The sequence below is a fragment of the Microbacterium sp. 05N427 genome, assembly GCF_056397105.1.
On record NZ_JBFTMT010000019.1, the window covers coordinates 23891 to 43450 of the forward strand.

The window sequence follows — 19560 nt, forward strand, 5'->3', positions numbered from 1 at the left end:
TGATGCCATGCGCGTGACGAACTCCTGGTGGTGGCTGCTCTAGCAGCCGTACGCGCACGAAAGATCTCATTCACGCGGGCTGCACGGCGGCCCGCGTTCTTCATGCGCCCAGTGCATCCGTGCGGCTCCTGACCCTGGAGCAGACATGGACACCTTCACCGCGACGAACGCCCGTATGACGCGGCTGCGATCCGAGATCGCGTCGCATCCGGAACGGCATCGGATCCTGACGGGGGAACGCCCCACGGGGCGCCTGCATCTCGGCCATCTGTTCGGGACCATCCTCGAGCGTGTGCGTCTGCAGACCGCGGGCGTCGAGACATTCGTCGTGCTCGCCGACTATCAGGTGATCACGGACCGGGAGAGCCCGGGGGAGGTCCGTGAGAACATCCTCGAGGCCGTGCGCGACAACCTCGCGGCCGGACTCGATCCGGAGCGCACGGTGTTCTTCACGCATTCGTCGATCCCGGAGCTGAATCAACTGCTGCTGCCGTTCCTCAGCCTCGTGACCGAGGCCGAGCTCCACCGCAACCCGACGGTGAAGGCGGAGGCGAAGGATTCGGGGCGAGCGCTCGGCGGGCTGCTGCTGACGTATCCCGTGCATCAGGCGGCCGACATCCTGTTCTGCAAGGGAACACTCGTGCCGGTCGGCAAGGACAACCTCCCGCATGTCGAGATGACCCGCACGGTGGCACGGCGCTTCAACGAGAGGTACGGAGCGGTCTTCCCCGTGCCGGAGGGACTGGTGACGGACTCGCCCGAACTTCCGGGACTGGATGGCCGGAAGATGTCTAAGAGTCACGGGAACGGGATCGCTCTCGGCATGAGCGAGGAGGAGACGGGGATCGCGATTCATCGGGCCCGCACGGACTCGGAGCGGCTCATCGCGTACGACCCCGTGCGCCGCCCGGGCGTCGCAGGGCTCCTCATGACGGCCGCCACCTGCCTGGGTGTCGCGCCGGAGGAGGTCGCGGCCCGGATCGGCACGGCAGGGTCTGCCGAGCTGAAGCGCGTCACCACGACCGCCGTCAACGACTTCCTGCGCGAGCACAGGGAGCGCCGAGCGCGGATCTCACCGGAGGACGCCGCCGCGGCGATCCGCGCGGGCAATGTGCGCGCCCGCGGGATCGCCGTCGACACCCTCGACGAGGTCCGTGCCGCGATGGGGATGCGCTACGGCTTCTGAGGCTCGGAATCGGTTCCCGTGGCCCGCGTGCTCCCGGCGGTGGCGGGACGGGTGCGCCGAGCCCGGCGCGTCCGCACGATCGCCCACACGATGAGAGTCACGACGAGGGCGAGCGCCAGCCAGGGCAGGAGGAAGCCGAGCGCGATCACGAGAGCGTTGAGGGAGACGATGAGTCCCTTCCAGCCTGCGGCGAGACCATCGCCGAAGCCTCCCGGATCCGCCGCGGCCGGCGCCTCGCGCACGAGGGTCACCTGCACGGAGGACATCGCGACCTGGGACTCGAGATCCTTCAACTGCTGCTCGGCCGACTGCAGCTGCGACTGGCGGTCGGTGAGCGCGGTCTCGGCGGTGAGCAGATCCGACACCGAGGTGGCCTGAGACATCAGCTGGGTCAGGCGCGTGACGGACGCCGTCAGCGAGTCGATCTGCGCGCGGAGATCGGTCGTCGCCGTGGTCACGTCGTTCGTGCCGATCGAGGTCGCCAGCACCGTGCCCTGTTCGCGCAGCGCGTCCATCACGGCGTCGAGGTCCGCGACGGGGACCCGCAGGGTCACCCAGCCGTCTCCGGCGGGCGGCGGGACGATCCCGCCATCCGTCGCCACGGGCCGCTGGGCGGAGCCGATCTGCTGACTCTCCACGAAACCGCCGTGCTTCTTCGCGAGCGCGGCCAGCGCATCGGCCGTCTTGCGCACGTCGTCGACCTGCACGGTGGCGGATCCGGTGCGGATGACGTCCCGTGCCGCGTTCGTCGACCCCGAGGATCCGCCCGCGGAGGAGGCGGCGCCGCCGGAGCTCTGCGCCAAATCCTTCGCCGCGCCGGAGAGCGGCTGCGGTACGGAGGACGTGCCCTCGGGTGCGGCCGCGTCCGAGGAAGCCGAGGACGCAGCCCCTGTCGCGTTCAGGATCGCCGGCGTGACGAGCACTCCGACGACGAAGGCGGCGGCGACGCCGCCCGCGGTCAGCCAGCCGCGTCGGCGCGCGCGCCGACGAGTGAGTGCGGTGTGGGCGCGCTCGGAGTCGCGCTCCTCGGCGATCTGCGCGAAGACGGCCTCCTCGATGCGGTCGACCGTGTCGTCGCTCAACGGGGGCAGGCCCGTGGGGGTCGTGGTCATGATGCGGGCTCCGTTTCAGTCACAGCGCCGCGCAGGCGGGTGCGCACGCGGGAGAGACGGTTACGGACGACTCCGTGGCCGACGCCGAGCTCGGCGGCCGCGGCCCGGTAGTCCCAGCCCTCGGTCGCGCACAACCGGAAGATCTCCCGGTCGAGCACGGTCATCCCATCGAGCTCCGCGGCGATCCTGTCGGCGAGCTCGGTGGCGATCACCTGCTGCTCGACGTCGATCAGTGCGGGAAGCAGCTCGTCCACGCCCTCGGCGGTGTGCGCCGCATCGCGCTGGCGGCGGCGCAGCCGGTTGGCCGCCTGGAACCGGCAGATCGTCGCCAGCCAGGGCAGCAGCGAATCGCTCGCGAGCTCCAGGCCGGGAAGCTTCCGCCAGGCGACCACGAAGGCCTCCTGGGTCACATCCTCGGCGTCGCCGGCATCCCCGAGGATGCCGTACGCGATCCAGTAGACCGGGCGGACGTAGGCGCGGTACAGCGTGCGGAAGGCGCTCTCGCTCCCCGCCGCCGCGCGCGCGACGAGCGTCCTGTCGTGTGCGTCGTGTGCCATGCCGGCTCCGTTTCGGTGTCTCTCACCCTATGAGTGTCGGCACCGTCGGAAACGTCTCAGCCCTTGCTGACGATCGGCACGTGCGGATCCTTCTGGTGGCGCAGCCAGATCGTGGACAGCGCCGGGATCGTCAGGGTCGCCTGAGGGGAACCGTTCTCGACATCGGTCGCGTAGACGAGGCCGAGGTTGCCCTCGCCGTGCCCGCCGAACTCGGCCGCATCGGTGTTCAGCACCTCGGTCCAGCCTCCGGCGAGCGGCAGGTCGAGCCGGACGCCGTGCCGGGTCGCGCCGGCGAAGTTGCTGATCACCGCGAGATGCCCGCCGTGCGCGTCGCGGCGCACGAACGCGACGATGGTCGGATCCCAGTCCGGCGCGCCGATCCGCGTGAACGAGCTGCTGTCGTGATCGCGCTCCCACAACGGCGCGTTCTGCCGGTACGTGCTGTTCAGCGCGCCGACGAAGTCCTGCAGCTGGCGGTGCGACGGCTGGTCGAGCAGCCACCAGTCCAGACCCCGGTCGACGGACCACTCGGAGAGTTGGCCGAACTCCTGCCCCATGAACAGCAGGTTCTTGCCCGGGTGCCCCCACATGTAGCCGAGGTACGCCCGCACGTTCGCGAGCTTCGCGGCGTGGTCGCCCGGCATCTTCGAGAGCAGGCTGCCCTTGCCGTGCACGACCTCGTCATGGCTGATCGGCAGGATGTAGTTCTCGCCGAACGCGTAGACGAAGGAGAACGTCATCTCGCCCTGGTGGTGCGAGCGGTACAGCGGATCGCGCTCGATGTAGACGAGGGAGTCGTTCATCCAGCCCATGTTCCACTTGAACCCGAAGCCGAGCCCGTTGTGATCGGTGGGCGCAGTCACGCCGGGGAAGCTCGTCGACTCCTCGGCGACCATGACGATGCCGGGGTGCTTGCGGTACGCGGTCGCGTTGACTTCCTGGAGGAACCGGATCGCCTCCAGGTTCTCCCGCCCGCCGTGTACGTTCGGCTCCCACTCGCCGTCGTCGCGTGAGTAGTCCAGGTAGAGCATCGAGGCGACGGCGTCGACGCGCAGACCGTCGGCGTGGAACTCGTCCAGCCAGAACAGGGCGTTCGCGACGAGGAAGTTGCGCACCTCGTTGCGGCCGTAGTCGAAGATGAGCGTGCCCCAGTCGCGGTGCTCGCCGCGGCGCGGATCCGGGTGCTCGTAGACGGCCTCGCCGTCGAAGCGGGCGAGGGCGAAGGCGTCCTTCGGGAAGTGTCCCGGCACCCAGTCGATGATCACGCCGATGCCGGCCTGGTGCAGCCGGTCGATGAGGTGCTTCAGGTCGTCGGGCTCGCCGTAGCGGTGCGTCGCGGCGTAGTAGCCGGTCACCTGGTAGCCCCAGGATCCGTTGAACGGGTGCTCGGCCACGGGCATGAACTCGACGTGCGTGAACCCGGTGGCGGTGACGTGCTCGATGAGCTCGTCGGCGATGTCGCGATAGCCGAGGCCGGGCCGCCATGAGCCGAGGTGCAGCTCGTAGACGCTCATCGGCTGGGCGACCGCGTGTGTCGCCGCACGACGGGTCATCCACGCGCCATCTCCCCAGGAGTACTCCGACCGCGCGACGATCGAGGCCGTGGCGGGCGGGACCTCGGCGAGCTGCGCCATCGGATCGGCCTTGAGGATCCAGGATCCGTGCGGGGTGAGGATCTCGTACTTGTAGTGCGCGCCGGCGTCGACGCCGGGCACGAACAGCTCCCACACGCCGCTCGAGCCCATCGAGCGCATCGCGTCCAGGCGTCCGTCCCATCCGTTGTGGTCGCCGACCACGCGCACGGCCTTCGCATGCGGCGCCCACACGGCGAACGCGGTGCCCTGGTCGCCGTCGATGAAGCGCGGGTGCGCGCCGAGCGCGTCCCAGAGGCGTTCGTGGCGGCCCTCGCGGATGAGGTGCAGGTCGAGCTCGCCGATCGTGGGGGCGTGCCGGTACGGATCGGGGGAGATCCAGTCGGGCGCGTCGCCGTACGTCGCCTTGATCCGGTAGGCGCCGGCGGGGCCCGTGACCTCGCCCTCCCAGACGCCTGCCGCGAGATGGGTCAGGGGTACCTCGACACCGCCGTCGAGCAGCACCGACACGCCCTTCGCGAGCGGCCGCAGCGCGCGCACGATCGTCACGCGTCTGCCTTCCGACTCGGGCTGCGGATGCGCTCCGAGCACGGAGTGCGGGTCGTGGTGCGAGCCCGAGGCCACGGCCTCGAGCACAGCCGGGTCGATCGCAGTGGTGATCATGGCTGCCCCTTCACATGCAGGATGTGCACCGGCTCCGTGAAGGCGTCCAGGCGCACGAAATTGTGATCCGTCCAGGTCCAGACGGATCCGGTGACGAGGTCCTCGACCTCGTACGCCGTTCCGGGCTCGACGCCCCACGCGAGGGTGTCGAGATGCACGGTGGTCTGCCGCACCGAGTGCGGGTCGACGTTGGCGACGACGATGATCGTGTCGGCGGAGTCCGTGCCGGTGAAGGGCGCGTCCAGGTGCTTGGAGAACACCAGGACCGCGTCGTCGTCGCTCCAGTGCAGCTGCAGGTTGCGCAGCTGCCGCAGTGCAGGGTGCGCGCGGCGGATCTCGTTGAGGCGGGTGAGGTAGGGGGCGAGAGAGCGCCCCTCCGCCTCGGCCTTCGCCCAGTCGCGCAGCTTGTACTCGTACTTCTCGTTGTCGATGTTCTCCTCGGAACCGGGACGGGCCACGTTCTCGAACAGCTCGTAGCCGGCGTAGACGCCGTACAGCGGCGCACCCGTCGCGGCGATGGCGGCCCGGATCCGGTACGCCGCGCGCCCGCCGAACTGCAGGTACTCGGTGAGGATGTCCGGGGTGTTCACGAACAGGTTCGGGCGCATGTAGTCGGCCGTCTCCTGCGAGACGGAGAGCAGGAACTCCTCGAGCTCCGCCTTGGTGTTGCGCCAGGTGAAGTAGCTGTAGCTCTGCTGGAACCCGACCGCGGCGAGCCCCCRCATCGGCGCGGGGCGGGTGAACGCCTCGGCCAGGAAGACCACCTCGGGATGCTTGGTGTTCACGGTGCGGATCAGCCACTCCCAGAACCGCAGCGGCTTGGTGTGCGGGTTGTCGACGCGGAAGATCGACACGCCCTGCGCGATCCAGTGCTCGACGATCCGCAGCACCTCGGTGTAGAGGCCCACCGGATCCCGGTCGAAGTTCAGCGGGTAGATGTCCTGATACTTCTTCGGCGGGTTCTCCGCGTACGCGATCGTGCCGTCCGGAAGCTCCGTGAACCATTCCGGGTGCGCCTTGACCCAGGGGTGGTCCGGGGCGGCCTGCAGCGCGAGGTCGAGGGCCACCTCGAGGCCGAGCGCGTTCGCCTTCTTCACGAAGGCGCGGAAGTCGGCGAGGGTTCCGAGGTCGGGATGCACGGCGTCGTGCCCGCCTTCCGCGGCGCCGACCGCCCACGGCGATCCGGGATCGGCGGGACCGGCGGTGAGCGTGTTGTTCGGTCCCTTGCGGTTGAGGCGTCCGATCGGGTGGATCGGGGGGAGGTACAGCACGTCGAAGCCCATCGCCGCGACGGCGGGGAGACGCTCGGCGGCGGTCTCGAAGGTGCCGCTCGCGATCGTGCCGTCCGTCTCGCGCACCGCGCCCTCCGAGCGCGGGAAGAACTCGTACCAGGCCGCGGAGCCGGCGATCGTGCGCTCGACCAGGACCGTCTGCCACGCCGTGGCGGAGTCGAGCGCGGTGAGCGGGCGGTCCGCGAAGAGGGCGGCGAGCTCCTGGTCGGTCGCGACGGCGAGCGCGTCCTCCGCGGTCCCGTCGGGGGAGCGCAGTCCCTCCGCCACCGCCGCGAGCCGCTTGCGCTCGGGCTTGGGACGGGACTTGTCCTTCGCGGCGCGTCCGAGCAGGCCGGCACCGAGTGCCCGCATCACCTCGACGTCCACACCGGCGGCGATCTTCAGTTCTGCGGCGTGGGCCCAGGTGGCGAACTCGTCCGCGAACGCCTCGAAGCGGAACGTCCACGCGTTGGTCTCGTCGAGCGCGACATCGACCTGCCAGCGATCGGTGCCGTCGCCGAGCGGGGTCAGCCGGTGCAGGCTCTCCTGATGGTTCGGGGTGCGCAGCCGCAGGTGCACTCCGATGAGGTCGTGCCCCTCACGGAAGGCGACGACCCGGAACGGGATCACCTCGCCGGAGAAGGCCTTCGGGTGGAAGCCCTCAGGGGCCGCGGGGGAAGGATCCGCGAGCGGGATGCGGGTGGTCTGCGCGTCCGCCGCATCGACGTCGGGCAGTGCGCGCACCGGGATCTGGGCGGTGCTGCGGAGAGCATCGGACGAGGGCTGTGCGGCGGTTCGTTCGGACACACCCTGAACCTACCGCTCTCCGAGGTYGGAAGAGGTAACGGGCGGGTCACTCCGCGCGGAACAGTCGCATCGAGGTGCCGGGAAGCGCGAGCACATCGCCGGGCCGATGCACCGTCTCGACGGGCGAGGGGCGCTCCTCCGCGCTCGACCACAGCGCGACGTAGCGCGACACGCCGTCGATCTCCGGCAGCCGGACGTCGATCGGCGACTCGGTGCCGTGCACGACGAGCAGGATCCGGTTGAAGGCCTCTTTGTCCGGCGTGGACGACGCGACGTACTGCAGGGTGCGGTTGCGGGGGTCGTTCCACTGCTCGACCTCCATCGTGTCGCCGTCCTGGTCGAACCAGTCCATGACCGAGGCGTTCGGGATGTGCTCGCCGAGGCGGGCGTACCGGAGCGGGCGCAGGGCCGGGTTCTCGTCGCGCAGCCGGGTCAGCAGGGAGGCGTGCGCGAACAGGTCCTGCTGCCACGGCTCGTGATCCCAGTTGAGCCAGCTGATCGCGGAGTCCTGGCAGTACGCGTTGTTGTTGCCGCGCTGGGTGCGCCCGAACTCGTCGCCGGCGGTGAGCATCGGCACCCCGGCGGAGAACAGGAGCGTGCCGAGCAGATTGCGCATGGCCTTGCGCCGCGCGGCGAGGATGACCGGGTCGTCCGTGGGCCCCTCCGCGCCGTGGTTGAAGGAGCGGTTCATGTCGGCGCCGTCGTGGTTGCCCTCGCCGTTGGCCTCGTTGTGCTTGACGTCGTAGGAGACGAGGTCGCTCAGGGTGAAGCCGTCGTGCGCGGTGACGAAGTTGATGCTCGCGAGCGGGCCCCGCTCGTCGCTGAAGGTGTTCGCCGATCCGGCGAGGCGATTCGCGAACCCGCCGATGCCGGTCGGCGCCGAGGCGCGGCGGGCGTAGTCGATGTCGCTGAGCCAGAAGTTGCGGACGCGGTCGCGGTAGCGATCGTTCCACTCGCTCCAGCCGGTGGGGAAGTTCCCGGTCTGCCAGCCGCCGAAGCCGACGTCCCAGGGCTCCGCGATGATCTTCGCGTCGGCGAGGACCGGATCCGTCCTGATCGCGTGCAGCAGCGGATGGTGCGCGTCGTACGAGTTCGCGGCGTCCCGGCCGAGCGCCGTGGCGAGATCGAAGCGGAACCCGTCGATCTGCATCTCCGTGGTCCAGTAGCGCAGCGAATCCAGCACGAGGCGCGCGGCCGCGGGCGTCGCGGTGTCCAGGGTGTTCCCGCAGCCCGTCGTGTCGATGTAGCTGCCGTCCTCCTGCTGGCGGTAGTAGAGGGCGTTGTCGATACCGCGCAGGCTCGTGCGGGGGCCGCCGATGCCCTCTTCGTTCGTGTGGTTGTACACGACGTCGAGGATCACCTCGATGCCGGCCTCGTGCAGCAGTTTCACCATGCCCTTGAATTCGCGCAGGACCGCCTCCGGGCCCTCCTTGCGCGAATCCTCGGTCGCGTAGGCCGCATGCGGCGTGAAGAAGTTCAGGGTGTTGTAGCCCCAGTAGTTCGACAGGCCCCTGTCCAGCAGCCGCGGCTCGGAGGCGAAGGCCTGCACGGGCAGCAGCTCGACGGCGCTGATGCCGAGCTCGCGGTAGTACTCGATCATCGCCGGGTGCGCGACGCCGGCGTACGTGCCGTGGAGCGCCGGCGGCACCCCGGGGTGGCGCTTGGTGAGTCCCTTGACGTGGCCCTCGTAGATCACGGAGCGATCGAGAGGCGTCTGCGGCTTGGCGACGCCGCCCCAGTCGAAGCCGTCCTCGATGACGACCGAGCGCCATTCCTCGTAGCCGTCACCCTGCGCGAGGCCCCTGGCATAGGGATCCAGCAGCAGGGTCTCGGGGTTGAACGTGTTGCCGGGGCTGTGCGCGCCGTCGACGCGCAGCGCGTAGCGGGTCCCGGGCTTGAGGAGATCCGTGGTGATCTCCCACACGCCGCCGGGGCGGCGCTCGAGCGCGAGCTGAGCGGTCTCCCAGTCCAGGTCGGTCTCATCGAAGATCACGAGCTCGATCGAGGACGCGTTCTGCGACCAGACGCGCAGCGTGGCGACTCCGTCGTGAAGGCGGACGCCGAGGTCGTCCAGGGACGCGCTGCACAGGGCGCAGCCCTCGCCGTCGGGTACCGGCGTCTCGACCTCTATCGCGTGCGGACACATGAGGGAAAGAATACGCGGCGCAGGACGAGAGGGATGCCACGGCGTACCGCGATCCGTGCCACCGAGTCCCATCCCCGCGCGAAGTGCGAGAGTGGTGGGGTGCATTACCTGGATCACGCCGCCACGACGGACCTGCGGTCAGAGGCCGCCGACGAGTGGCTGCGCGTCGCCAGGGCGACGGGCAACGCCTCCTCGACGCACGGTGCCGGGCAGCGGGCGCGCCGCATCCTGGAGGAGTCCAGGGAGCGGCTCGCGGCGGTGCTGGGGTGCGACCCGATCGAGGTCGTCCTCACGTCGGGCGGCACCGAGTCGGTGAACCTCGCCGTGCAGGGCCTGTGGCGGTCCCGCCGGGAGGGGAGCGACGCGATCCTGCTTCCCGATGGGGAGCACCACGCGACGCTCGACACGGTCGGCGCGCTCGCCGCGGACGGCGCCAGGGTGATCGCCGTCGGGCTCGACGCCGTCGGGCGGATCCCGGTCGACGCCTTCGCGGCGAAGATCGCGTCGGACGGCGTGGGCGTGGCCACCGCGCTGATGGCGAACAACGAGGTCGGCACCGTCAACGACGCCGGCGCGCTCGCCGCATCGGCGTCTGCCGCGCATGTTCCCCTGCACCTGGATGCCGTCGCCGCCTTCGGCCACCTGCCGTTCTCGTTCGCGGTGCTCCGCGGCGATGCGCCAGCCGGGGCGGGTCTCGTCGCGCTCAGCGTCGCCGGGCACAAGATCGGCGCCCCCACGGGTACCGGGGCGCTCGTCGTCGCCCGCACCGCACGTCTCGCGCCGCTGCTGCACGGCGGTGGTCAGCAGCGCGGCCTCCGCTCCGGCACGCAGGACGTCGCCGGCGCCGCCGCGTTCGCCGTCGCCGCAGAGCTCGCCATCGCCGAGCGGGCCGAGGAATCGGCGCGGCTGAGCGCGCTGCGCGACCGCCTTGCCGCCGGGATCCTGGACCGGGTGCCCTCCGCCGAACTCCTCGGGGATCCCGACGCCGCCGGCCGCCTGCCGGGCAATGCCCACCTGCTGTTCCCGGGGGCGCCGAGCGAGAGCCTGCTGTTCCTGCTCGATATGGCCGGGGTCTCGGCATCGGCCGGATCCGCCTGTCAGGCCGGAATCGCGGAGCCCTCGCACGTGGTGCAGGCGCTCGGCCGCAGCGAGACCGCGGCGCGCAGCGTGATCCGGTTCACACTCGGACGCACGTCGACCGCCGGCGACGTGGATACCGTGCTCGCGGTGATCGGTGACGCGTACGCTCGGGCCTCCGGCGCCGTGCACTGACGCCCGGCCCCCGCCCAGCCGTCCGCTCGTACACTGGATCCATGCGTGTTCTGGCGGCGATGAGCGGGGGAGTGGACTCCGCCGTGGCTGCGGCGCGCGCGGTCGAGGCCGGTCACGACGTGGTGGGCGTGCATCTCGCGCTCTCCCGGGCAGGCGGCACCCTGCGCACCGGAAGCCGCGGCTGCTGCACGATCGAGGACGCGATGGACGCGCGGCGCGCCGCGGATCTGCTCGGCATCCCGTTCTACGTCTGGGACTTCTCCGAGCGCTTCCGCGAGGACGTGATCGACGACTTCGTCGCGGAGTACCGCGCCGGCCGCACGCCGAACCCGTGCCTGCGCTGCAACGAGAAGATCAAGTTCGCGGCGCTCCTGGAGCGCGCGATCGAGCTCGGCTTCGACGCCGTATGCACCGGGCACTACGCCACGCTCGTCGACGGCGTGGGCGGCCTGGAGCTGCATCGTGCCTCCGACGCTGCCAAGGACCAGTCCTACGTGCTCGGCGTGCTGAACGCCGAGCAGCTCGCGCACACGTATTTCCCGCTCGGATCCACGCCGTCCAAGGCGCTCGTGCGCGCGGAGGCGGCGGAGCGCGGCCTGAGCGTCGCGCAGAAGCCGGACAGCCACGACATCTGCTTCATCCCCGACGGCGACACCCGCGGCTGGCTCGCGGAGAAGGTCGGCGCCGAGCAGGGCGAGATCCTCGACCGCAACGGCGAGGTCGTCGGCACGCACGACGGCGCGCACGCGTTCACCGTGGGCCAGCGCAAGGGGCTGCGCCTCGGCGTGCCCGCACCCGACGGCAAGCCCCGGTTCGTGCTGGAGGTCCGCCCGGTCTCGAACACGGTCGTCGTCGGCCCGAAGGAGGCGCTCGCGATTGCCGAGATCTCCGGCGAGCGCCGATCGTGGGCGGGGGCCGCACCCGCTGCGGAGGAGTTCGCCTGCGAGGTCCAGATCCGCGCTCATGCCGATCCCGTTCCCGCGCGTGCCTTCGTCGCGGAGGACGTCGTCAGGGTCGTCCCCGACGAGCCGCTCGACGGTGTCGCACCGGGCCAGAGCGCCRTGCTGTACGTCGGTACGCGGGTGCTCGGGCAGTTCACGATCGACCGCACGGTCTCGGCGGTGCCGGCCGGGGTCTGAGCCCTGCTCCCTCGCCGGGCGTCATGTCGACGGCGGCCGCCGCCGCCTCTGTGATGATGGGTGCACGGTCCGACGGAGGAGGCGCCATGACGAGGACGTACATCCGCGATTTCCACGGGGACGATCTGGACCAGATCGTCCGGTTGTGGGGGCAGGTCACGCGCGAGAACGAGTGGCCCATCTACTCGCTCGCCGAGGTGATCGCCTCGTGCCAGCAGGATCACGCCGTCGTCGCGGTCCAGGGCGAGCTGCTCGTGGGCGCCGCGGTCGGCCGGGGCGCGCACGCGCAGGGCTGGATCGTGTTCTTCGGGACGATCGCCGATGCGGGATCCGAGGTGAGCTCGTCGCTCCTGCACGCGCTCGAGCGCAAGATGGCGCCACTCGGCCTCGCGAAGCTCTCGGTGCTCATCCCGGAGGCTGACGGGCTGGGCGCCTTTACCGAGAACGGCTTCCACGTGCACCACTCCGTGCGCTACCTCGAGCGCGCCATGCCGATCCAGCGGCGCGAGCTCGATGCGCTCAAGGAGGTGGGCGGACGCATCCTCCCGCCGCACCTGTGGGATCGCGTGGCCGGGATGACGCACGAGAAGACCCTGCTCGAGGAACGTCTGGTGACCCCGCTCGCCCGTCCGGAGCTCGCCGAGCGCTTCGGGGTGGTGCCCCCGCGCGCCGTCATGCTGTTCGGCCCGCCCGGCACGGGCAAGACCACGTTCGCACGAGCGGTCGCCTCGCGGCTCGACTGGCCCTTCGTCGAGCTGTTCCCCTCGCGCCTCGCCGGTGGGGGCACGGGGCTCGCCGGTGGGCTGCGCGCGTCGTTCGAGACCATCGACGAGCTCGAGCACGCGGTGGTCTTCATCGACGAGGTGGAGGAGATCGCCTCCCGCCGCGGCGGAACGCCGCCCTCGCCCACGCAGGGCGTCACGAACGAGCTGCTGAAGCTCGTCGCCGACTTCCGCGACAGAGAGGGCCGGATCCTGATCTGCGCGACGAACTTCGTGCGCGCTCTCGATGCGGCATTCCTCCGGCACGGGCGCTTCGACTACGTGATCCCGATCGGCCTGCCCGACGCCGACGCCCGCCGCGCGATCTGGGCGCGGTACATCCCCGTCGAATCCGCCGACGACGTGGATCTGGACCGCTTGGTCGCGGCGAGCGAGGGGCTGACCCCGGCCGACATCGAATACGCCGCGCGCCGCGCGTCCCAGGAGGCCCTGGCGCGGGCCCTGAGCGACGGCGCGCAGGCCTCCGCGCTCGACACGCAGGACTACGCGCGGGCACTCGGGAGCACGCGGGCAACGGTGTCGGCGGACGAGATCGCCGAGTTCAGAGCGGACATCGAGACCATCGCCCGGCTCTGAGGATCCGGTGCCGAGGGCTGATCCGGGCATCCGCCCTCGGCAGGGAATCCCCGTGGCTCAGCTCTGCAGGAACAGCAGGATCGCTCTGACGCGCCGGTTCTCCTGGGCCGGCGACAGTCCGAGGCCGGTGAAGATGTTGCTGATCCCCGTCCTGTCCCGGCTGCGCACGTCGGTCGCGACGGCGCTCAGCGCGGTGTGAGCGTCGACCGGGTGCCGCCCCTCGGATGTCGGCGCTCGATCGTAGACTTCAGGAGTGCCGGAGAACATCTCGCTGGAAGCCGCCCGCGTCGAGGCCGATGAGCTGACGACTCGCATCCTGGAGGCGAAGGACGCGTACTACGGGCGAGACACCTCGCTCGTCGACGATGCCACCTACGACGGCTGGATGCACCGGCTCGAGGAGCTCGAGCGTGTGCACCCCGAGCTGCAAGGACAGGATTCGCCGACCCAGATGGTGGGCGCGGCCGACGCGACCGGCCTGCAGACCATCGAGCACGCCGAGCGCATGCTCAGCCTCGACAACGTGTTCTCGCTCGACGAGCTGCGCGAGTGGGCGGCCAAGACCCGCGCCGCGGCCGGTCGCGAGGTGGCCTGGCTCACCGAGCTCAAGATCGACGGCCTCGCGATCAACCTGCGCTACGAGCGCGGCGTGCTCACCTCCGCTGCCACGCGGGGCGACGGGCGGGTCGGCGAGATCGTGACCGAGAACGCGCTGCGCGTCGCCGGGATCCCCGAGCGGCTCAGCGGCTCGGGACATCCGGCGATCGTCGAGGTGCGCGGCGAGGTCTTCATCCCCGTCGCCGCCTTCGAGCGTCTGAACGCCGCGCAGGCGGCGTTCCGCGACCGCGCGTACGCCGAGTCGCTGGAGCGCTTCCAGGGCCGTGGCGGCGCCAAGAAGCCCTTCGACGAGGAGAAGGCCCGCACGGCGGCCGCCCGGCGCTTCCCGTCCTTCGCGAACCCGCGCAACGCCGCGAGCGGAGGTCTGCGCCAGCAGCTGGACAAGAAGGACGGCATGGAGCTCGAGGCGGGGCTGCTCCGCGTCGACTCCCTCGCCCTGTATGTGCATGGYATCGGCGCGTGGCCGGATCCGCCCGTCTCCGCGCAGAGCGAGGTCTACGAGAAGCTGGCGGAGTGGGGGCTGCCGACGAGTCCGCACACGAAGGTCTGCGCCACGATCGACGAGGTCGCCGAGTTCGTCGCGTATTTCGGCGAGCACCGGCACGACATCGAGCACGAGCTGGACGGCATCGTCGTGAAGGTCGACGAGCTCGACCTGCACGACGAGCTCGGCGCCACGAGCCGTGCACCGCGATGGGCGATCGCCTACAAGTACCCGCCGGAGGAGGTGCAGACCACCCTTCTCGACATCGTGGTGTCGGTCGGCCGTACAGGGCGTGCGACCCCGTTCGCGGTCATGGCTCCCGCCCACGTCGCCGGAAGCGTCGTGCGCCAGGCCACGCTGCACAACAAGGATGTGGTGAAGGCCAAGGGAGTGCTCATCGGCGACACCGTCGTGCTCCGCAAAGCAGGCGACGTGATCCCCGAGGTCCTCGGCCCGGTGGTCGCGCGACGCGACGGCTCCGAGCGCGAATTCGTGATGCCGGAGCGCTGTCCGGAGTGCGGTGCGATCCTGGCGCCCGCCAAGGAGGGCGACATCGATCTGCGCTGCCCGAACACGCGCTCCTGCCCGGCACAGGTGCGCGGCCGCGTCGAGCACATCGGATCCCGGGGGGCTCTCGATATCGAGGCGCTCGGCGAGGTCACCGCGGCCGCGCTCACGCAGCCGAGTCATCCGGCGGTGCCGCCGCTGGAGACGGAGGCGGGGCTGTTCACGCTCACTCTCGAGCAGCTCGTGCCGATCGAGGTCGTCGTCCGCGACGCGGAGACGGGGCTGCCGAAGGAGGACGAGGACGGGATCGTGAAGACCCGTGCTCCGTTCCGGCGCAACCCGACCGCCGCCGAGAAGAAGGAGGGCGTCAACGCGTCCCAGCCTTCCTCCCAGGCTGTCAAGCTGCTCGCCGAGCTCGAGAAGGCGAAGACCAAGGAACTGTGGCGCCTGCTGGTCGCGCTGAACATCCGCCACGTGGGTCCGGTCGCGGCCCGCGCCCTGGCGCAGTGGTTCGGATCCCTGGATGCGATCCGTGCCGCGTCCCGCGAGGAGCTCGCCGCGGTCGAGGGCGTCGGCGGCATCATCGCCGACTCGCTCCTGGACTGGTTCACCGTCGACTGGCACCAGGACATCGTGCAGCGCTGGGCCGACGCCGGCGTGCAGTGGGCGACGCCGGGACACCCCGGGCCCGGAGCCGCGGCCGCGCAGGGCGGAGTGCTCGACGGGGTCACCGTCGTCGCGACCGGATCCCTCGACGGCTACACCCGAGAGGGCGCCCAGGAGGCGATCATCAAGGCCGGGGGCAAGGCCGCGTCCAGCGTCTCGAAGAAGACCGACTTCGTGGCTGCAGGCCCCGGCGCCGGATCCAAACTCGCCAAGGCGGAGGAGCTGGGCCTGCGGATCCTCGATGCCGCGCAGTTCCACCTCCTCGTGACCCAGGGACCCGGCGCGCTCGAAGCAGCGGACGCGGCCGACGCGGTCGAAGCAGCCGACGCGGCCGACGCCTGAGAGCGCGACCGTCGGGGAGGAGCTGGGCATGACGGGCGCGATCGATCTGCTGCCGACGGCGATCGGGGTGCTCGTGCTCGCCGCGATCGCGACCGCGGCCCTGCTTTCGTTCCGGGTGCCCGGACGGTGGACTCCGGCGCTCGCGGTCCTTCGCGGCGCGGTGCAGCTCGCGGTGATCAGTGTGATCCTGACCGGGATCGTCTCGCAGCCGGCGTGGATCGGCGTCGCGCTGCTGGTGATGTTCGGCATCGCCACGGGGGTGGCCGTGCGCCGGACGGGCGGCGGAGCGCACATGATCCTCGTCATGGCGACCTCGATCTGCGCGGGCGCGGTCGTGTCCATCGGCACGGTGTTCGCGACCGGGGCGCTGCAGCCGACACCGCGCTATCTCCTGGCGATCGGCGCGATCCTCATCGGCAACTCCATGAGCATCGCCACGCTCGCCGGGCGCCGCTTCACCGCATCGGTGGTCGACCGGTGGGAGGAGGWCGAGGGCTGGCTCGCCCTCGGTGCGACCCCGCGCCGCTCCACGCTCGATCTCGCTCGCAAGGCGGTGCGCGAGGCCCTCATCCCGTCGATAGATCAGACGAAGACGACGGGGCTCGTCGTGCTGCCGGGGGCATTCGTCGGCGCGATCTTCGGCGGGCTGTCGCCGCTCGATGCGGGACGCTTCCAGATCGTGGTGCTGGCCGCGATCATGGCGGCCGGATCCATCACCGCGGTCCTGATCGCAACCTGGCTCGGCCCGGTGCGCACGAAGCCGGTCATCGCCGCGTGACGACCGTGCTCGGAAGCTCGTGCACCCCCAGGGCGTAAGCCGGGCGCGCCCGGCGCACGGAAGCCCGCCGAACACACAGGATCCTGCCGAGTGCACGGATTCTTCGCGAGTGCACGGGAACGGGCCGAGTGCACGGGTTCTTCACGTCGAGTTCCGGTGCGCTCGGCAGGATGCGGTGCACTCGGTGCCGTGCGCGTGGGTTCCCGTGTATTCGAGGTGGCGCCGAGCGCACGGGAACCTGCCGATTGCACGGGTCATACGCGTCGACTTCCGGCACACTCGACAGCAACCCGGGCACTCGTTACCGCACGCGGCAGGATCCCGTGTACTCGTGTCGCGTGCAACGAGTTCCGGTGCACTCGGCAGGATGCGGTGCACTCTGTGCCGTGCGCGTGGGGTTCCCGTGTGCTCGAACTGGTCAGCCCAGCCTGATGGTGTGCCAGGAGCGAGTGCGGTGCCCGGGAACAGGATCCCGTCGAACAAAAGGAAGCGCTTCGAGAACACGGGACGCTGTCGACGATCCGGCGCACTCGTCAGAAACCGGTGTGCTCGGCAACGCCCGCCGCGAGCTCCCGTGTCTTCGAGGTAGCGCCGAGTGCACGGGAAACTGCCGATTGCACGGGGCATACGCGCCGATCTCCGGTGCACTCGGCAGCAAGCCGTGCACTCGGTGACGTGCGCGGCAGGATCCCGTGCACTCGTTACTGCGCGCGGCGGGAATCCGTGCACTCGGCAGCAAGCCGTGCACTCGGTGGCGTGCGCGGCAGGATCCCGTGCACTCGTTACTGCGCGCGGCAGGAATCCGTGCACCCGGCAGGAATCCGTGCACTCGGCGCCGTGCGAACGTCGAGTTCAGGTGCACCCGGCAGCAAGCTGTGCACTCGGCAGGATCCCGTGCACTCGACGACGACGCGCGCCGGATCCCGTGCACTCGACAACGCCGACGCGCCGAATCCCGTGCACTCGACATCATCCCGTGCACTCGTCAGCAAGCCGTGCACCCGGCGCTGGGGCCGGGTGCACGAGCAGACTCAGTCCTTGTGGCGCGGCTTGCGCGGCGGGCGGTCGTCGGTGCTGCGGTCGTTCTGCGGGGCGTCGTCGCGGCGCGGACGGTCGCCGTAACTGCGATCCGTGGATCCGCTGTCGAACGAGCGGCGCGGACGGTCGCCGTAGCCACGGTCATCACGGCCACGGTCATCGCGGCCACGGTCGTCGCGGCGCGGAGCGCGGTTCGGGCGGCCGGAGTCGCGCTGGATCTCGATCAGCCGGCCCGAGATGCGGGTGTCGCGCAGACGCTCCAGCACCGAGGAGTCCAGGGTGGAGGGGAGCTCGACGATCGAGAAGTCCGGACGGATCGTGATCGCGCCGAAGTCGTCACGGCCCAGGCCGCCCTCGTTCGCGAGCGCGCCGACGATCTGACGCGGCTCGACGCGGTGACGACGACCGACCTCGATCCGGTAGGGCGTGTAGTCGCCGCGGTTTCGTCGTTCCGGACGTGCGCCGCGGTCGTCACGGCCGCCGTCGCGTCCGCCCGGGCGCTCGGTGCGCTCGCGCTGCGGGCGATTGTCCGACGCGATCGCCGCCGAGAGCGCGTCGTTCGAGGGATCCAGCAGCAGGGGCGTGTCGCCCTGCGCGACCACCGCGAGCGCCGCAGCCACGTCGGCCTCGGGCACGTCGTGGTTGCGCACGTAGTGGGCGATGATGTCGCGGAAGCCTTCGATCCGACGGGACTCCTCGAGCGCGGCGGTGATCGCGTCGTCGAAGCGCGCCAGGCGGGTGCTGTTCACGTCCTCGGTCGTCGGCAGCGCCATCTGCGCGGGCTGCTGGCGCGTGGCGCGCTCGATGTGCTTGAGCAGGTAGCGCTCACGCGGGGTGATGAAGCTGATCGCGTCGCCGGAGCGGCCCGCGCGCCCGGTGCGGCCGATGCGGTGCACGTAGGACTCGGTGTCCGTGGGGATGTCGAAGTTGACGACGTGACTGATCCGCTCGACGTCGAGGCCGCGCGCGGCGACGTCGGTGGCGACGAGGATGTCGAGCTTGCCGTCCTTGAGCTGGCCGACCGTGCGCTCGCGCATCGGCTGCGCGATGTCGCCGTTGATCGCGGCGGCGGAGTACCCGCGGGCGCGCAGCTTCTCGGCGAGCGTCTCGGTCTCGTTCTTGGTGCGGACGAAGACGATCATGCCCTCGAAGTTCTCCACCTCGAGGATCCGGGTGAGCGCATCCACCTTCTGCGCATACGACACCACGAGGTAGCGCTGGGTGATGTTCGCGTTGGTCGTGGTCTTGCCCTTGACCGAGATCTCCTCGGGGTCGTGCAGGTACTGCTGAGCGAGCCGGCGGATCGTAGCGGGCATGGTGGCCGAGAACAGCGCGACCTGCTTGTTCTCCGGCGTCTGCGCGAGGATCTGCTCCACGTCCTCCGCGAAGCCCATCTTGAGCATCTCGTCGGCTTCGTCGAGCACGAGGTTCTTCAGCTCGGACAGGTCGAGGGTGCCCTTGGCGAGGTGGTCCATGATGCGGCCCGGCGTGCCGACGACGATGTGCACGCCGCGCCGCAGGGCCGACAGCTGCACGCCGTAGCCCTGACCGCCGTAGACCGGCAGCAGGTGCACGCCCGGCATCTGGGCGGCGTACGCCTCGAACGCCTCGGCGACCTGCAGGGCGAGCTCCCGGGTCGGGGCGAGCACGAGCGCCTGCGGCTTCTGCTGGTGCAGATCCAGGTTCTCCAGGATCGGCAGCGCGAACGCCGCGGTCTTACCGGTTCCGGTCTGCGCGGTGCCCAGCACGTCGCGCCCGCCGAGCAGGAGCGGGATCGTCTCGCGCTGGATCGCGGAAGGGGTCTCGTATCCGAGCGCCTTGACCGCGGCGAGGACGGGCCCGCTGATGCCGAGCTCCTCGAAGCCGGGACCGGCCGGCGCTTCCGTTTCGGTCGCTCCGTCGCCCTCCAGAGCGGGGTCGATAGGGGTCTCGGTCGGCGTCGCGTCGTCTCGGGTCACAACTCAGAGTACCGTCTCGGGCCTGGGAGATCGCAGTCCAGAGCGCACGAACGGCTCGATCCATCG

General features: G+C 70.6%; 13 protein-coding genes. 6 read left to right on the plus strand and 7 right to left on the minus strand.

Annotation, left to right across the window (positions count from 1 at the left end; all coding sequences use genetic code 11):
• Window positions 1-145 precede the first annotated feature (145 nt).
• Window positions 146-1186: a tryptophan--tRNA ligase gene (gene trpS, locus AC1DG4_RS16280; protein WP_477378927.1), complete on the plus strand. Its 1041-nt coding sequence runs from the start codon at window positions 146-148 to the stop codon at window positions 1184-1186.
• On the opposite strand, the gene AC1DG4_RS16285 is transcribed toward trpS, so the two are convergent.
• The 5 genes from AC1DG4_RS16285 to glgX all read right to left on the minus strand — a co-directional run bounded on the left by AC1DG4_RS16285 (window position 1174) and on the right by glgX (window position 9334).
• Complete coding sequence (locus AC1DG4_RS16285) at window positions 1174-2298, minus strand: DUF4349 domain-containing protein (RefSeq protein ID WP_477378929.1); 1125 nt, start codon at window positions 2296-2298, stop codon at window positions 1174-1176. The genes trpS and AC1DG4_RS16285 overlap by 13 nt on opposite strands.
• A complete protein-coding gene (locus tag AC1DG4_RS16290; protein WP_045270562.1) occupies window positions 2295-2855 on the minus strand; it encodes an RNA polymerase sigma factor in 561 nt (186 codons plus the stop codon). The genes AC1DG4_RS16285 and AC1DG4_RS16290 overlap by 4 nt, the downstream gene beginning before the upstream one ends.
• A gap of 56 nt (window positions 2856-2911) precedes the next feature.
• The gene (gene glgB / locus AC1DG4_RS16295) at window positions 2912-5110 is read right to left on the minus strand and encodes a 1,4-alpha-glucan branching protein GlgB (protein WP_477378931.1); all 2199 of its coding nucleotides are present in this window, start codon (window positions 5108-5110) and stop codon (window positions 2912-2914) included.
• A complete protein-coding gene (locus AC1DG4_RS16300; protein ID WP_477421356.1) occupies window positions 5107-7125 on the minus strand; it encodes an alpha-1,4-glucan--maltose-1-phosphate maltosyltransferase in 2019 nt (672 codons plus the stop codon). The genes glgB and AC1DG4_RS16300 overlap by 4 nt, the downstream gene beginning before the upstream one ends.
• A 109-nt stretch (window positions 7126-7234) precedes the next feature.
• Window positions 7235-9334, minus strand: a complete 2100-nt coding sequence (glgX, locus tag AC1DG4_RS16305) for a glycogen debranching protein GlgX (RefSeq protein WP_477378933.1) — start codon at window positions 9332-9334, stop codon at window positions 7235-7237.
• A gap of 99 nt (window positions 9335-9433) precedes the next feature.
• On the opposite strand from glgX, the gene AC1DG4_RS16310 reads away from it, so the two are divergent.
• From AC1DG4_RS16310 to AC1DG4_RS16320, 3 genes are all read left to right on the plus strand, one after another.
• Complete coding sequence (locus AC1DG4_RS16310; RefSeq protein ID WP_477378935.1) at window positions 9434-10606, plus strand: cysteine desulfurase family protein; 1173 nt, start codon at window positions 9434-9436, stop codon at window positions 10604-10606.
• Between the two features lie 41 nt (window positions 10607-10647).
• Window positions 10648-11745 (plus strand): tRNA 2-thiouridine(34) synthase MnmA, encoded by a 1098-nt coding sequence (mnmA, locus tag AC1DG4_RS16315; RefSeq protein ID WP_477421346.1) that lies wholly within the window; start codon window positions 10648-10650, stop codon window positions 11743-11745.
• Between the two features lie 86 nt (window positions 11746-11831).
• Window positions 11832-13103 (plus strand): ATP-binding protein, encoded by a 1272-nt coding sequence (locus tag AC1DG4_RS16320; protein ID WP_477378939.1) that lies wholly within the window; start codon window positions 11832-11834, stop codon window positions 13101-13103.
• Window positions 13104-13160: 57 nt separating this feature from the next.
• Here AC1DG4_RS16320 and AC1DG4_RS16325 read toward each other — a convergent pair whose 3' ends face one another.
• Window positions 13161-13370, minus strand: a complete 210-nt coding sequence (locus AC1DG4_RS16325; protein WP_477378940.1) for a hypothetical protein — start codon at window positions 13368-13370, stop codon at window positions 13161-13163.
• Here AC1DG4_RS16325 and ligA point away from each other — a divergent pair.
• Both ligA and AC1DG4_RS16335 read left to right on the plus strand, forming a co-directional pair.
• Window positions 13357-15720 carry an NAD-dependent DNA ligase LigA gene (gene ligA, locus AC1DG4_RS16330; protein ID WP_477378942.1) on the plus strand — a complete coding sequence of 788 codons (2364 nt, stop codon included), beginning with the start codon at window positions 13357-13359 and terminating at the stop codon, window positions 15718-15720. The genes AC1DG4_RS16325 and ligA overlap by 14 nt on opposite strands.
• Before the next feature lie 28 nt (window positions 15721-15748).
• Window positions 15749-16498 (plus strand): ABC transporter permease, encoded by a 750-nt coding sequence (locus AC1DG4_RS16335; RefSeq protein WP_477421347.1) that lies wholly within the window; start codon window positions 15749-15751, stop codon window positions 16496-16498.
• Between the two features lie 1031 nt (window positions 16499-17529).
• Here the strand turns inward: AC1DG4_RS16335 and AC1DG4_RS16340 are convergent.
• Window positions 17530-19494: a DEAD/DEAH box helicase gene (locus AC1DG4_RS16340; RefSeq protein ID WP_477378946.1), complete on the minus strand. Its 1965-nt coding sequence runs from the start codon at window positions 19492-19494 to the stop codon at window positions 17530-17532.
• Window positions 19495-19560: the final 66 nt, after the last annotated feature.